The sequence below is a fragment of the Acetobacter okinawensis JCM 25146 genome, assembly GCF_000613865.1.
Taxonomy (GTDB): Bacteria; Pseudomonadota; Alphaproteobacteria; order Acetobacterales; family Acetobacteraceae; genus Acetobacter; species Acetobacter okinawensis.
The window spans coordinates 13,461-27,563 of record NZ_BAJU01000032.1 but is presented as its reverse complement, the minus strand read 5'-3'; the positions used below and the strand labels follow the sequence as shown (position 1 = coordinate 27,563).

The following is a 14,103-nucleotide window of genomic DNA, read 5'->3' as shown; positions in this document are numbered from 1 at the left end:
CCATAGGAATCTGCAACCCAGCCGCGACGGCCTCCGGGTTTTCAGCTTTCAGTTGCGCAAGGGTTGCGGAGACGCGCTCCACGAGTGCTTTTGAGGTCGGGGAGGCGTTGGAACCTACCGAAGCCCCAGCATTATAGGGCATTGGAATGGTTTTCGCAGGGTCGGTAGGATCTGTACCAGCGGTCGCCGAGGGGCGACCATGAAAATAACGGGGTTGCGTAAAATTCTGACCGATGAGCGCGGAACCAACCGTTTGCTCACCCTCATGGATCAGACTGCCACCAGCTTTTTCTGGTAGCAAGAGATGCGCAATGGCAGTCATGCCGAGCGGATATAGGAGGCCGGTGAGAATGGAAAGAATACCGAAAATCACCAGTGCGGGACGAAGTTGACGGATAAGAGTCATGCCAGTGTCCTCAGGCCAGACCGATGCTCGTCACGAGCATGTCGATGAGTTTGATTCCGATGAACGGGACGATCAGGCCACCAATGCCGTAAACTAGAAGATTGCGCCTCAGAAGCGATGCCGCGCCGACCGGACGATAACGAACGCCTTTCAGCGCCAAAGGAATGAGCGCGATGATGATGAGCGCATTGAAGATAATTGCCGAAAGCACCGCGCTCTCGGGGGTGGCAAGATGCATGATGTTCAATGCAGAAAGCGCAGGATAAAAGCCTACAAACATGGCGGGAATGATGGCGAAATATTTGGCGACGTCGTTGGCGATCGAAAACGTCGTCAGGGCACCGCGCGTCATGAGAAGCTGTTTTCCGATCCCGACGATCTCGATGAGTTTTGTCGGATCACTGTCCAGGTCAACCATGTTGCCGGCCTCACGTGCGGCAACAGTCCCCGTATTCATGGCTACGCCAACATCGGCCTGTGCCAGAGCGGGAGCATCATTGGTGCCATCACCACACATTGCCACCAGCTTGCCCGATGCCTGTTCCGAGCGGATCAGCGCCAGTTTTGCTTCTGGTGTCGCTTGGGCGAGAAAATCGTCCACGCCACTTTCTGCTGCGATCGCTGCCGCCGTCAGGGGGTTATCGCCGGTGATCATGACAGTACGGATCCCCATCCGCCGCAGTTCCGCGAAACGTTCGCGGATTCCTCCTTTTACAACGTCCTTCAGATGCACCACACCGAGCAGGCGTGTATTGTCGGCGACAGCAAGCGGAGTGCCGCCCTGACGAGCAATTTCGTCGGCAATCTGGCGGATCTGTTCGACTGATGGCACGGCCTCCCCGAGACATGCGATCACACTGTCCACAGCACCTTTACGGATCTGCCTATCTCCAACATCTACACCGCTCATGCGGGTTTGTGCTGTAAAGGGCACGAAATGCGCACCAAGGGCGTTCATGTCACGGCCGCGGATACCGAATTTCTCCTTGGCCAGCACGACGATCGAACGCCCTTCCGGTGTCGCGTCAGCCAAAGATGCAAGTTGTGCTGCATCAGCAAGTTCGTGTTCGGTTACACCTGAAACAGGAACAAACGCGGTAGCCTGCCTGTCCCCAATAGTGATCGTGCCAGTTTTATCGAGTAGCAACGTATCGACATCACCAGCAGCTTCCACTGCGCGCCCGGACATGGCGAGAACGTTGAAGCGGATCAGCCGATCCATACCCGCAATACCGATTGCCGAGAGCAGAGCACCAATGGTTGTCGGAATCAGGGTCACGAACAGCGCGACGAGGATCAGAACCGAAATATGACCGCCCGCATAATGCACGAAGCTCGGGATCGTCACGACCGCGAAGATGAATATCAGTGTCATACCCGCCAGCAGAATTGTCAGTGCGATCTCATTGGGCGTCTTCTGGCGCTGTGCCCCCTCGACGAGCGAAATCATTCGGTCGAGAAAGGTCGAACCCTGAGCTGCTGTAATTCGTACAATAATCCAGTCTGACAGGACGCGCGTGCCGCCCGTCACTGCGGAGCGATCACCGCCGCTTTCACGGATGACAGGAGCAGATTCACCGGTGATGGCAGACTCATCGACTGACGCAATCCCGTCGATGACTTCGCCATCGCTCGGAATGAAGTCGCCCGCTTGCACCAGCACAACGTCACCTACCGCGAGTTCAGGGGCAGGAACCTCCTCATACAGACCGAGATGCGAGTAGCCTCCCTCGTCATTCATCAGAAGACGCTTGCCAAGTGTTTCAGTTCGGGTTCGGCGCAAACTGTCGGCCTGCGCCTTACCGCGCCCTTCCGCCACGGCTTCGGCGAAATTAGCGAAGAGGAGCGTAAACCAGAGCCAGAGATTGATCTGGATCGCAAAGCCGAGATGTGTTCCCCCGGCGACTATGTCCCGTATGAGCAGGACCGTCGTCAGAATGGTGACGACCTCCACGACAAACATGACCGGGTTACGCCACATGATGCGTGGATCGAGCTTGCGAAAGCTCTCTCCGATAGCAGGCAGCAAAAGCGACGTCTGCATCAGGCTGCCCTGACTACGATGTTCCGGCTGCCGACCGCCATGCGTAGCTTCGGAATGAGGTAAATGGAATACCATGAACGGTGCGCCTCTTAGAACAGGGTGCCGCGCAGCATCGTAAGATGCTCGACGATCGGCCCGAGAGCGAGTGCAGGAAGGAAGGTGAGACCACCCACGATCAGGATCACGCCTATCACGAGGGCTATGAAAAGACCGGTATCTGTCGGGAACGTGCCCGGCGTGGGAGCTGCCGTTTTCTTCGCAGCCATTGCCCCTGCGATGGCTAGCACTGGAATGATGACGAAGAAACGGCCTGCCATCATGCCAATACCGAGCGTCACGTTCCAAAACGTATTCGCCGTCAAGCCGGAGAACGCGCTACCGTTATTCGCCGCCGCCGACGTGTATGCGTAGAGTGCCTCGGTAAAACCGTGCGGACCACTGGCCGACAGAGCAGACAGGCCCGACGGCACGACAACGGCGAGCGCGGTGAAACCAAGCATAACCAAAGGCAGACATAAGACTGCCAACATCGTCATTTTGATCTCGCGCGCCTCAATTTTCTTGCCCAGATATTCCGGCGTGCGTCCGACCATCAATCCCGCCATGAAAACGGCAATGATGGCAAACAGCAGGAAACCATAAAGACCTGAACCGACACCGCCGAAGATTACTTCACCCAGCATCATATTCACGAGCGGCACCATTCCACCCAGTGGCAGAAAACTCTCGTGCATGGCGTTGACGGCACCGCAGGACGCATCGGTTGTTACAGTTGCGAAGAGTGCTGATCCTATAATGCCAAAACGCGTTTCCTTCCCTTCCATATTACCCAGAGAAGGATCAATTCCGAGCGCATGCAGCAGAGGATTAGCATGGGCTTCAGACCAGTAGGTCACAGCGGCGCCGGTAAGAAACAATGCGGCCATCGCGGAGAATATTGCCCATCCCTGACGCTCTTTGCCGACCATGCGTCCAAACATGTTGGTCAACCCTGCACCCAGAGCAAAAATGGCGAGCATCTGCACAAAATTCGTCAGCGCGTTCGGATTTTCGAATGGATGGGCCGAATTGACGTTGAAGAAGCCGCCTCCATTGGTGCCAAGCATCTTGATTGCTTCTTGGGAAGCAACGGGACCGAGCGCAATTGTCTGGTGCGCACCCTCGACCGTCAGGGCGGTAACAGAACCGGCCAGAGTCTGCGGAACACCTTCCACTACGAAGAACAGGGTCAGGATTACACAGATCGGCAAAAGGACATAAAGCGTCGTCCGCACGAGATCCGCCCAAAAATTACCGATCGATGAGGCGCTCCGGCGTGTAAAACCACGGATAACAGCCGCCGCGATCGCAATACCTGCTGCTGCCGACACGAAATTCTGCACTGTCAGGGCCAACATCTGGCTGAGGTAGCTCATGCTCGTCTCGCCGCCATAGCTCTGCCAGTTTGTATTCGTCAAGAAACTGATAGCCGTATTATAGGCAAGATCGGGTGCGACCGCTCCCATGCCGTTAGGATTGAGTGGCAATGCACCTTGAAGGCGAAGCAGAGCGTAAACCACCACAAAACAGATGATCTTGAAAACAATAATTGCGAGAGTGTATTGTGACCACGACTGCTCCCGATCGGCCTGTATGCCCGCGACACGATAGATGCCGCGCTCGACGGGGCCAAAGAACCGTCCAAGAACATGTTGTTCTCCTTCGAGAACACGTTTGAGGAAACCACCAAGCGGCCTCGTCATCGCAACAACGCAGATGAGGAATGCATGATGGTGACCCAGCCATAGAATGACATTGTCAGAATTTCTCCGGTCGCAGGAGAACCGCCGTCATATAGGCCAGCAGGCCACACGTGACGACGCTGGCATGATGAGTTCAAAGGTCATGATCAGACCCTCGTGCAAATGGAAATGTAGGCAACGCATATGCCGAAGCCACACACTCCAAGAGCGAGATACAGAATATCCAGCATGCGAGAATGCTCCTTATGTGCTTCTCGAAGTATCGTGCTGGACCGCATAGGAATGACAGATAATACTGCAGCAATTTTTATAGGAAAGTCATAGGAATTCATCAGAAAATAGAAGTTTTCTTGTTCTTTCATCTTGTCTGGATGCCACTTAGAGAACTAGCTCCAAGACATAACTTTCAACAAATAATTATCAAGGATACTGACCGTATGGCCCTTACCCGCAGAAAACTGGCCGGTTTTTCCGCGCTTACCCTCGCATCCTTCGTCGCTTCACAGGCCGCCACACCGGCTCATGCCGAATGGCACCCGTTTGCGACAACCGCAACCAAAAGCGAGGGCTTTTCACACTGGCTGTCTGATATTACCCTGACCGGACTGATTGATGGTGGCATTATGGCCAACCCGGCCCGCCCCACCGATGGTTATAACTACGGCAACTTCTTTGCTGACCACGCCAATCAGGCGCAGCTTAATCAGGTGGTGCTGACGCTGCAAAAAGCCAACACAGGCGATGCCAGCGAATATCAGGTCGGCTTCACCCTGCAGGGCATCTACGGTTCGGACTCGCGTTATTACCACCTTGTCGGCATCAGCGATCAGGAATGGAACGCCCGTTACCAGCTCATTCCCGCGCAGGCCCATGTTGATGTGCATCTGCCCTGGGCCACGGATGGCGGTCTGGACATGCAGGTCGGTATCCTTCAGGCTCCCATGGGTGTGGAAGTCATGGACCGACGGCACGCCCCTTCTATACGCTGGCATATACATCCCAGTATTCCGTGCCTTTCGAGCATGTGGGCGCCATGTTCAACTGGCATGTCAACAAGACCGTGGATGTCACCTTCGGGATCGACACCGGCAATCAGGTCACGTTTGGCTCGTCTGACAATAACTCCCGTCCTGCCGGGTATTTCGGCATCAACCTCAACAACCTTCTGGGCGGTAAGCTGAAGATTGTTGAACTGAGCCGTGTCGGCCCGGAAAACCCCACGAGCACGGTTGCTGGTTATGGCTATACAGGGCGCGTGTCCAATCAGGCTGAACGCTTCTGGAACGACATCAACGCGACCCTGCAGGTCAATAACCGCCTGAGTGTAACGGCGGAGTTCAACTACCTGCATGATCAGGGTACGCGCACACCGTATGGTTCCAACGGCCCCCTCAAATCGGCAGATGCCTGGAGCGTTGTAACCTTCCTGAGCTATGTCGTCAGCCCCAGCGTGACCTTCAATTATCGTGGCGAACTCTACCGCGATAACAACAATCTGATGGTTACGACCTTTACTGGCGATAACTCATATATGAACGCCATCGCGGGCCGCGGTTACACAACATATCCAAACGGTGGCCAGGCCAGTGATCGTGGCACCATTTATGGCGAACTGACACTGGGCATCAACTACCACCCCGATCTGGGCAAGCATGTGCGCGTGTTCGCCCTGCGGCCTGAAATCCGCTTTGACCGCTCACTCAACAACACCCATGTCTTCAACGACGGTCGTAACAACGGCATGTTCACCTTCGGTGGTGATGCCATGATCGGCTTCTGATTTAGCGCCACATTTGCATTTGTTGATGAGCTCTGAATCTATGGGCAACAATGATTCAGGATTTTATAAACAGTGGTTCATAAGTTGAAGAGACGCTGAGCCTGTGGGCATCTGGGCTTCATGCAGCCAAGAAACGGATTATTCCGCTGTTTACTCAGAGGCGTGTTACAGATTCAGTTGGCGCCTTGCTTGATGTCCTGATTGGTGAAAGAGGATAAATCCGCTTGTCTCATAGGAATGACGAGCTAAGCAAAGACATCGGTAATTCCCCAATTTTTAGTCGGCACCAGACTGAGAGTTCAGTTGGCCTCTTTTAGGCTCAGGACACATTGTTTGAGATAAAAGATGAAGGCTGCAACGATATGGATCGCGGACATGATGGTAAGTCTTACGCTAACGATAGGCTTTCTGCATATCTTTCCACTGAAGACTGTTACGGATTACGCAAACCACCCCTATCAGAAAGAAAAAACACGTCACTCACAGACTCCCCCTCGATTGGCAAGCCCGTGAATCACAATAGATCGTTCAGTCCAATAAGTTAATAGATCCTGAACCTAGCACTAAAGTTGCAATTTATTTTTCGAGCCAGAAGCATAAAGAATTTAGGGCCTTTCGAGAAGCAGATCACCCGAAATTCGAGCCTTCCGATAAGCATTGAAACCATAAACAATTAAAGAACAAAATGAACCGCAACTGTAGTGCTAGTGCTTGAAGTGGGAGACATCACATTCGAGACGCTGGCACAGAACGTCACAGTTGCCAACATCATGCTATCTAATGGAGATGTTAAGGAATTGGATGCAAGACGTTCAAGTCCACGCCATAAGGACGCAATGCCGGACCGTTACAATCCCAACGATGAAAGGCCTATATGGCTACCCGGACGCGGTCCTTCCGGCCAGAGGAATAGGCGGTCAGTTGCTGAAATAGGTTGGTCGTTGATTGACGCAACGCGGTAACGCATCAAGCCATCTCCATCGAACTCCCAGTTTTCATTTCCATGAGACCTGAACCACTGCCCGGCCTGATCCTGCCATTCATAAGCGAAACGAACAGCAATCCGGTTGTCCTGAAAAGCCCAGAGTTCCTTGATGAGCCGGTAATCCCGTTCGCGCTCCCATTTCCGCGTGAGAAAGGTGACGATTTCCTGTCGTCCATTGATGAATTCCAAGCGATTGCGCCACTGGCTATCAAGTGTATAGGCCTGCGCCACTTTTTCGGGATCCTGACTGTTCCATGCGTCCTCAGCGAGGCGAACTTTTTGAACAGCAGTTTCAGCATTGAAAGGAGGATAGGGAGGGCGGGCCATTTGAAATTCCATTTGTGGTTCTACAATGAATTAAGAGTGGATCCGATGCCTGTCAGTGTTTTCCAAAAGAGCATTTGACGAAGGACAATGATCCCTCATTTTAAGACATGCCTAAACAGATCGGTGTTCTTCTCTATCCAGACTTCCAGTTGCTCGACGCTGCCGGAGTAATGGCCGTTTTCGAGATCGCCGGTGCATTTGGTGGCACTCCATATGAGATGACGCCCCTGTCCCAATATGGCGGCAAGGTTCGCTCTTCTTCGGGGATGGTCATTGAGACCGTTCCACTTGCGGCAGCAGTACCCTTTGATACGCTTGTCGTGGTCAGAGGAGAAGGTCACAAACAAGCCATGACTTGCCCGGAATTGCAGATATTTATACGTCATCAAGCCAACACTGCACGACGGATATGCAGCGTGTGTACAGGGGCGTTCCTACTGGCAGCTTCAGGCCTGCTCGATGGACGCCGTGTGACCACGCACTGGCAACAGGCCAACGCCATGGCAGAACAGTTTCCTAAAGTCCAAGTTTTGGCAGATGCCATTCATGTTCATGATGGTCTGATCTGGACTTCTGCTGGTATCAGCGCAGGCATTGACATGGCCCTTTCTCTGGTGAGCGAAGATCTTGGTGCGGATATTGGACGTCGCACAGCGAAGCAGATGGTAGTTTTCTATCACCGTCCCGGCGGGCAGTCCCAGTTCTCTGCCCTTCTCGAGATGGAAAGCACTCAGGAACGCTTTTCCGGGCTTCTAGGATGGATCCGATCAAACCTTCAAGAGCGTCTAACCGTGGAAACTCTTGCTAATCAGGCAGGTATGAGCCTCGGAACTTTTCGCGCAGTTTTCGGACAGCCGTGGGAATGAGCCCAGCCAGAGCGGTCGAACGACTACGTCTGGAAGCCGCACGGGAGCGTGTCGAGTGCTCCACGATCCCTATCGAAGCCATCGCTACCATGACCGGCTTCCACGATCCTGAGCGGATGCGGCGTGCATTCGTACGTGAGTTTCACGAGCCGCCGCAGGCTATGCGAAGAAATGCAAATACCACACACTAAACACTTCTCGGCAGAAAATCTTCAAACGGAAAAGCTTACCGTTTCTGCAGCAAAATTTTCCGACGTCGGCGGTAATCTCGGACAAACAATTTGACTGGAGCGGGTCGCCCCCACATCCTGGAACTTTCCAAATCCACGCACAGGTCCGGCCTTTGGAGCAGGAGACAGCTTGTTCAATCTGGCATCTTTCAGAATACGCCAGATATTGTCCCGTTTCAGGTGTGGCAGGAATGCCGCACGACGAAGGTCGGATCATCCAGGCCAAAACCAGTCGAACGCTGGAGTTGACAAACAATGGCACGCTCCTCCTCTCAGGCTTTCCAGACCAGTTTCAGGGGACGGCCGCTGCGGTCCTAGCAGGAATCTGAACCACACCTGCGCCACTTGCGGACCGTTTCATGGCTGATCCCGTAGCATCTAGCCAGCACGGATGTCGGTTCCGGTGAGCGGGCAAGTTACCCCAGACGGCCGGTGTCGTGCGTGCCTGCAGGTGGATATGAAGCATCATTTGGTCTCCCTGAAAATGGAAAAAACCATGGAGCGTAACGCAGTATTGCCCACGCCACACCATCCCAATGACGTCTCGCAACCTGACAGCTTAGTATGGGTCTAACAATTTCGTAGCCTAATGTCCCTTCAACGATCAATCGAGTATCCATCACCATCAACTCTCAGAGCCGCCCTCCGTTGGAACATGCGTCCTAGACCAAATACCACCTCAAGCGTTGACTTGGTACGCTAGGCGGCGGGGACGAATTGGTTGACGCAGCGCGAAGGGGTTGATTCAAGGCTTCCTTTTGAGGCGGGTTTGGGCCGAGGTGATCTGAGTGAGGCGGAGTGGCGTGTTTTGAAGGGCTTGCTGCCGATTGAGGCTGCGAACCGGGGACGCGGATGCCGTCCGGAGCATAATCGCTCAATTATTAACGGCATACTTTGGCGCCTCCGCTGCGGCACGCCATGGCGCGATGTTCCGCCAAAATATGGGAACTGGAACACAATTTACCGCCGGTTCCGACGCTGGAGCGAAGCCGGGGTCCGGGAAGTCGTCGCGGTCACGCTGGCAGAGATCATGGCCGACAGTGGCCACTATAGCATCGATAGCACCACCATTCGCGCCCACGTTTCGGCTGCGGGTGGAAAAGAGGGGCTTATCGACGAGCTCTTGGCCGCTCGCGGGGCGGGTTCACCAGTAAGCTTCACTGCCTGGCTGATGCCCGGGGACGACCACTCGCCTTCCACTTGACGGTCGGCGAGGCGGCAGACTGCAAGGCTTATGACGCGCTGATCGCGTTGCCGGAGCGAGCCCCAAAGGCGCTGCTGCCTGACAAAGGCTATGATGCCGACGCCATCAGGACGGATCTTGCGAAACGCAACATTCAGGCCGTCATTCCGGGCCGATCAAATCGCCGGGTGACGATCGAGTATGACCGGACGCTCTACAAGCAGCGCAATCGTATTGAGCGCATGTTCGGCCAGATAAAAATTAACCGCGCCATCGCAACACGATACGATCAACTCGCCGCCAGTTTCATGAGCATGGTCCATATCGCCGCCGCCAGATACTGGCTCAAATTCGTCCACGCCGCCTAGGCACCGCCATCGTTGATGACTAACGCACACTCTTCACTGCTTCATGTAACCAATTAAGAATAACGGATTCAAGCGCGATCCGTTGATCATTGTAGCTATGATCGGTTTCCAAATGCACTATCTTAACGTGAGCATCAGAGTGTGACTCGACATCTTTCGCCAGAACCATGTCCGCCTTCTGAAATGGATCGTTAGAACTGACCACAAGGAGTGGGTGAGTCGCAAGACCAGCTGAAAAGTTATTGAAATCCCAGCTTTTTCTGTGCGCTATGATTTCATCTGCCAACTCCTCGGATGTGGTATCGCCAATCGTATGTATCCCAGAACGATTAAGCACATTGCTTTCGATTGCCTGAACTATGGAATCACGTGGCAAGGCTGCCAGTCCACCTAGCGGCGACGCCGAAATCAACGCAACACCAGCCAGTGTCGGATCATGAGTGCCGGCCCAAGCGGCAGCGAAGCCGCCGAGGCTGTGGCCGATCACGACGATCCGCGTGCGATCAATCATCGCGGCGCTTTCACCAGTCGATGAATGCAACCATTCGAGTGCTGATACAGCATCCTCAATACAATGGCCAAAACTGTAGCGGCCCGGAGTTCCCCAATTCCCACGATAATGGAAGGTTAACACATTCCAACCATCGCGCTGCAGGGCACGCGCAAGATCCATGTTTTGCTCGAATCCTGGCAAGCCATGTAGCAAAAGCACAGTAGGGTGGGGGCCTGCACCAGCAGCAATGAGAAAGAGGGCATTCAAGGTCACGCCATGGCTTGGAAGCGCAATAACATTAGCAGTCGCAGGGTGCTGCCTGTCTCGGACAGTATCCGCGACAACAGCAACAGGCGTATCTGCCTGCGCGTAGGTTAACGATGTGGGAAGACACGTAATACCGTAGACTGCAATAAGAACTATCTTCAGATTGAACTCCCAGAATTTATTGACAGTCCCGTTTTTTGAAAAAGAATTAAGCATAATATATTCCTTAAAATGAAAATAATTTACTTTCACATATCAGCTCCAACTGTGCTTATGTAGCTTCGCTAAGAGGTCCCTGCGCAATAACAATGATTGTGACACTGTATCCTTTCAGAAATGCCAATAAAATTGGGCTCTGGCATGACGGCTGTTCTCCAATCCGGGTTGTTTGTTCCTATGACGGCTCTGCAGGACATGATACTTTCGGCAACAGCTTATGTCGGCTCCCCAGATACTTTCGCATCCATTTGGCTTCTGCAGTCGAGTTAGCATAGCCGACTTCTCCGGCTACCGCGCGTCCAAATAATAAATCCGCTTACCGTGGCCATGAATGCTGCACTTGCGCCTAATGCAAGAGCCCAGCTCGGCCCGCAGTGATTGGCGACCCACCCCACGATCGGCGCACCCACTGGCGCACCTCCGAGAGCAACGCCCACGCGCAAAGCCATCACCCGCCCACGCATGGAGGGCTCGGTCGAGAGCTGCATCAGACTGTTGGTGGTCGTCGTGAACGTCAGCGCAGCCGCGCCGATGACGACAAGGGAGGCTGCGAACATCCAGTATCCAGGCGAGATCGCGGCCAGCACGCAACCTGTTCCGAAAATTGCTGCCGCAGTTAGCAACGACCTGAACGTGGACGCGCCTCGCCCGGCGCTCAGTAGCGCACCCCCCATCGTGCCAACCGCCATGACCGACGACAACATGCCAAAGCCGCGAGCATCGGAATGAAAGACGTCGACCGCCATCGTCGAGATAAAGATCGGAAAGTTCAAACCGAACGTCCCGATCAGAGAAAGCATGATGAGGATGGCTTTCAGATCGCGACGTCGCCACACGTAGCGGAGCCCGTCCATGAATCCACCTGATCCAGGACGCGCCTTGGCGGCCGGACGAAGGTCGGACACACGCAGGAAGGCGAGTGACGTCAAAACTCCGATGAAAGACAGACCATTGATCAGAAATGCCCAGCCTGTTCCGATCAGGGCGATGACAATCCCGGCGAAGGCTGGACCGATCATCCTTGCTGCGTTGAAAGAGGTCGAGTTAAGCGCAACTGCGTTATGCAGGTCTTCATCGCCGACGAGTTCGGCGACGAAGGTTTGCCGGGCTGGCGCGTCGAACGCTGCGGCGCAGCCAAACAGGAACGCAAACATATAGACCTGCCAGAGTTCGGCCATGCCCGAGACGGTCAACAGGCCGATCGCGAGAGCGAGGAAGCCCATCACCGTCTGGGTCAGCATAAGCAGCTTACGCTGGTTGAAACGGTCGGCGGCGAGGCCTGTCCATGGAAGCAGAAGCAACTGCGGCCCCAGTTGTAAGGCCATCGTCACCCCGACCGCTGAAGCGTCGTGATGGGTCAACTGGGTGAGAACCAACCAGTCCTGCGCCGTCCTTTGAATCCAGGTGCCAACATTGGATACGAATGCTCCGGCAGCCCAGATCCGATAGTTAAAGCTGCGCAGAGACCGGAACATGTCTGACGATAGCGTCTTCATTTCTGATTCGGCCGTGCTCCTCCGTTGAAGCGGCCGAACTGGCGCGCGAGAAACAGGGAGATGAGGAAGGCGCCCAGCCCCAGCGCCGCGGCATCGTAAGAGTCGCCAATGCGAAAGTCGCCAACGCGACTGACAAGAACGTAACCGACGAGGATATTAAAGAATCCCCACAGCACATTGACGGTCGAGGATGACAGACCTTCGCCTGGCGGCGTGGCGAACGGGCTCTGGAAGGCGCGGCCCATAACGCCGCTTACGACATGGGAAACCGAGTTCGCCAGAAAGACGCCGCCGAAGAAATAGGAAAGCAACGGGAGCCACGGCATTTCAGGCGCTCCTTCCGGTCAGAAGGGCAATGATTTCCTGACTACTGCCGGTTTCTCCCAGCCTCGGAAAGACGTTGCTTATGCTGTATTCATGGGCTTCCGACCGAACGTCCGTCATGGCGTCGAGCGCCAATGTGACGTTAAATCCCGCTTCATAGGCCTGCCGCGCCGTCGCCTCTACGCCTGTCCCTGTCGCCACACCGGCGAGGACCACCTGAGTAACGCCCATATCTTTTAACTGCTTTTCCAGATCGGTGCTGGCGAAAGCTCCCCAGGTATTCTTTGTGACGACGATATCCGAGGTTGATGGTCGAGTTCCGGCAGGAAGTCGGTGAAGTCTGCGGAGCGCGGACCATCGTGACGACGCGGCTGTTCAGTGCGGCCGGGAGCGCCTCCGGCTACGTTGATCAACACGATCGGCAGGCCCTGAATCCGAAATGCGTCTATTAAGGAGCAGGCATGTGCAATGACGTCGCCGATAGGGCTGACGAACGGCGCGTTGAGAACGCCTTTCTGGAGATCGACGACCAGCAGCGCGGTCTTGGGGTCAATAGTGGTCAGGGTCATGGGTAATCCTCTTCGAGAAACCTGATCAGGCCGTACGCGTCCGACCCTAAGCAGCACCGTCAGTCTTCGACGAGCTGCATGAGGGAAACTATGATTCTTGCTACTTCTTGCTGCTCTTTTGAGGAAAAGCGCTCTTCAAGCCTTCGGGCCAACCAGTCCTGCCGGGCGGCCCTCCCCTCCCCGATCCATTTGTGGCACGCGGCGGTGAGCGACAGCAGCGTTCGGCGCCCATCTGTCGGGTCGGGTTCACCGACGACAAACCCGCCGGCCTCCAGTGCAGCGACGACCGTCGCCATGGATTGCGGACGCATTCCTTCGGCCCGCGCGAGCCCTGAGACGGTATTGGGCCCTTCTTTTTCCAAGCGCAGCAACGCGGATGCCTGAGACGGCGTCAGGTCTCCTACCTGAGCCTGCTCACGCAGACGTCGTTTAAGTTTGCCGACAAGGGATCTGATATCCCGTGCCAGCGTGGCAGCCGACTCGGTTATCATTAGGTTCGGTGGAATGCTCATGAGGAGTCACATATCATATATACAGGTAAACTGTCCAGTTTTCTGTATATTAATTTAGGCCACGACAAAACGCACTAGATGACCGAACCGCCCTCCGATCACACCCAACGAAATGCTGAAATCCCAACCACCTAGCCACATCACCGGGAATCCGATCAGGACGACCAACGAAACTTACCGCGTGGAAAGAGATTTTTTATATCAAGCGGTTTTCGCGGCACATCCCCACAACTCTCCATTTCTCCCGGTTTTCCTCGGAGTTGGTCCACTCGAAATATAGAAAAACATCCTT

At 54.6% G+C, this 14,103-nt stretch carries 11 protein-coding genes and 5 pseudogenes; 5 read left to right on the top strand and 11 right to left on the bottom strand.

Annotated features, from left to right (window positions below; all coding sequences use genetic code 11):
- The 4 genes and pseudogenes from JCM25146_RS11795 to JCM25146_RS24980 form a co-directional block, all read right to left on the bottom strand.
- On the bottom strand, nucleotides 1-406 hold a 406-nt coding region (locus JCM25146_RS11795; RefSeq protein WP_025828155.1), incomplete at its 3' end, for a potassium-transporting ATPase subunit C.
- Between the two features lie 10 nt (nucleotides 407-416).
- On the bottom strand, nucleotides 417-2,525 hold the full coding sequence (gene kdpB, locus JCM25146_RS11790; protein ID WP_025828153.1) for a potassium-transporting ATPase subunit KdpB: 2,109 nt from the start codon (nucleotides 2,523-2,525) through the stop codon (nucleotides 417-419).
- 14 nt (nucleotides 2,526-2,539) lie between these two features.
- Nucleotides 2,540-4,192 (bottom strand): potassium-transporting ATPase subunit KdpA, encoded by a 1,653-nt coding sequence (kdpA, locus tag JCM25146_RS19130; RefSeq protein WP_051544218.1) that lies wholly within the window; start codon nucleotides 4,190-4,192, stop codon nucleotides 2,540-2,542.
- A gap of 55 nt (nucleotides 4,193-4,247) precedes the next feature.
- Nucleotides 4,248-4,307, bottom strand: a pseudogene (locus JCM25146_RS24980) (potassium-transporting ATPase subunit F); the annotation flags it as partial.
- 322 nt (nucleotides 4,308-4,629) lie between these two features.
- On the opposite strand from JCM25146_RS24980, the pseudogene JCM25146_RS19125 reads away from it, so the two are divergent.
- A pseudogene (locus JCM25146_RS19125) lies at nucleotides 4,630-5,972 on the top strand (outer membrane beta-barrel protein).
- An 847-nt stretch (nucleotides 5,973-6,819) separates the two neighbouring features.
- Here JCM25146_RS19125 and JCM25146_RS21565 read toward each other — a convergent pair.
- Complete coding sequence (locus JCM25146_RS21565) at nucleotides 6,820-7,284, bottom strand: nuclear transport factor 2 family protein (protein WP_081774853.1); 465 nt, start codon at nucleotides 7,282-7,284, stop codon at nucleotides 6,820-6,822.
- 107 nt (nucleotides 7,285-7,391) lie between these two features.
- Here JCM25146_RS21565 and JCM25146_RS19120 point away from each other — a divergent pair, with 107 nt between their 5' ends.
- Together JCM25146_RS19120 and JCM25146_RS25250 are read left to right on the top strand one after the other, a co-directional pair.
- Nucleotides 7,392-8,150 carry a GlxA family transcriptional regulator gene (locus JCM25146_RS19120; protein WP_369347422.1) on the top strand — a complete coding sequence of 253 codons (759 nt, stop codon included), beginning with the start codon at nucleotides 7,392-7,394 and terminating at the stop codon, nucleotides 8,148-8,150.
- Nucleotides 8,147-8,341: a helix-turn-helix domain-containing protein gene (locus JCM25146_RS25250; protein WP_369347421.1), complete on the top strand. Its 195-nt coding sequence runs from the start codon at nucleotides 8,147-8,149 to the stop codon at nucleotides 8,339-8,341. Before JCM25146_RS19120 ends, JCM25146_RS25250 begins: the two co-directional genes overlap by 4 nt.
- A 114-nt stretch (nucleotides 8,342-8,455) precedes the next feature.
- On the opposite strand, the pseudogene JCM25146_RS25245 reads toward JCM25146_RS25250, so the two are convergent.
- A pseudogene (locus tag JCM25146_RS25245) lies at nucleotides 8,456-8,849 on the bottom strand (IS481 family transposase); the annotation flags it as partial.
- Between the two features lie 252 nt (nucleotides 8,850-9,101).
- On the opposite strand from JCM25146_RS25245, the gene JCM25146_RS24970 reads away from it, so the two are divergent.
- Nucleotides 9,102-9,584, top strand: a complete 483-nt coding sequence (locus tag JCM25146_RS24970; RefSeq protein WP_199897741.1) for a transposase — start codon at nucleotides 9,102-9,104, stop codon at nucleotides 9,582-9,584.
- A pseudogene (locus JCM25146_RS22945) lies at nucleotides 9,500-9,931 on the top strand (IS5 family transposase); the annotation flags it as partial. The gene JCM25146_RS24970 and the pseudogene JCM25146_RS22945, both read left to right, overlap by 85 nt.
- Before the next feature lie 19 nt (nucleotides 9,932-9,950).
- On the opposite strand, the gene JCM25146_RS11745 reads toward JCM25146_RS22945, so the two are convergent.
- The 5 genes and pseudogenes from JCM25146_RS11745 to JCM25146_RS11720 form a co-directional block, all read right to left on the bottom strand.
- Nucleotides 9,951-10,943 carry an alpha/beta hydrolase family protein gene (locus JCM25146_RS11745; protein ID WP_148299072.1) on the bottom strand — a complete coding sequence of 331 codons (993 nt, stop codon included), beginning with the start codon at nucleotides 10,941-10,943 and terminating at the stop codon, nucleotides 9,951-9,953.
- A 233-nt stretch (nucleotides 10,944-11,176) separates the two neighbouring features.
- On the bottom strand, nucleotides 11,177-12,385 hold the full coding sequence (locus JCM25146_RS11735) for an MFS transporter (protein WP_242401094.1): 1,209 nt from the start codon (nucleotides 12,383-12,385) through the stop codon (nucleotides 11,177-11,179).
- A gap of 17 nt (nucleotides 12,386-12,402) precedes the next feature.
- On the bottom strand, nucleotides 12,403-12,732 hold the full coding sequence (locus tag JCM25146_RS11730; RefSeq protein WP_025828140.1) for a hypothetical protein: 330 nt from the start codon (nucleotides 12,730-12,732) through the stop codon (nucleotides 12,403-12,405).
- A gap of 1 nt (nucleotide 12,733) precedes the next feature.
- A pseudogene (locus JCM25146_RS19115) lies at nucleotides 12,734-13,299 on the bottom strand (isochorismatase family protein).
- A 59-nt stretch (nucleotides 13,300-13,358) separates the two neighbouring features.
- Entirely contained in the window at nucleotides 13,359-13,811 is a 453-nt protein-coding gene (locus tag JCM25146_RS11720) for a MarR family winged helix-turn-helix transcriptional regulator (protein ID WP_025828138.1), read from the bottom strand.
- Nucleotides 13,812-14,103: the final 292 nt, after the last annotated feature.

What these genes read in the sequence shown, in the direction of transcription:
- kdpB (WP_025828153.1), bottom strand. Translation starts at nt 2,525, where the DNA reads ATGGTATTCCATTTACCTCATTCCGAAGCTACGCATGGCGGTCGGCAG.
- kdpA (WP_051544218.1), bottom strand. Translation starts at nt 4,192, where the DNA reads ATGACGAGGCCGCTTGGTGGTTTCCTCAAACGTGTTCTCGAAGGAGAA.
- JCM25146_RS21565 (WP_081774853.1), bottom strand. Translation starts at nt 7,284, where the DNA reads ATGGCCCGCCCTCCCTATCCTCCTTTCAATGCTGAAACTGCTGTTCAA.
- JCM25146_RS19120 (WP_369347422.1), top strand. Translation starts at nt 7,392, where the DNA reads ATGCCTAAACAGATCGGTGTTCTTCTCTATCCAGACTTCCAGTTGCTC.
- JCM25146_RS25250 (WP_369347421.1), top strand. Translation starts at nt 8,147, where the DNA reads ATGAGCCCAGCCAGAGCGGTCGAACGACTACGTCTGGAAGCCGCACGG.
- JCM25146_RS11735 (WP_242401094.1), bottom strand. Translation starts at nt 12,385, where the DNA reads ATGTTCCGGTCTCTGCGCAGCTTTAACTATCGGATCTGGGCTGCCGGA.
- JCM25146_RS11730 (WP_025828140.1), bottom strand. Translation starts at nt 12,732, where the DNA reads ATGCCGTGGCTCCCGTTGCTTTCCTATTTCTTCGGCGGCGTCTTTCTG.
- JCM25146_RS11720 (WP_025828138.1), bottom strand. Translation starts at nt 13,811, where the DNA reads ATGAGCATTCCACCGAACCTAATGATAACCGAGTCGGCTGCCACGCTG.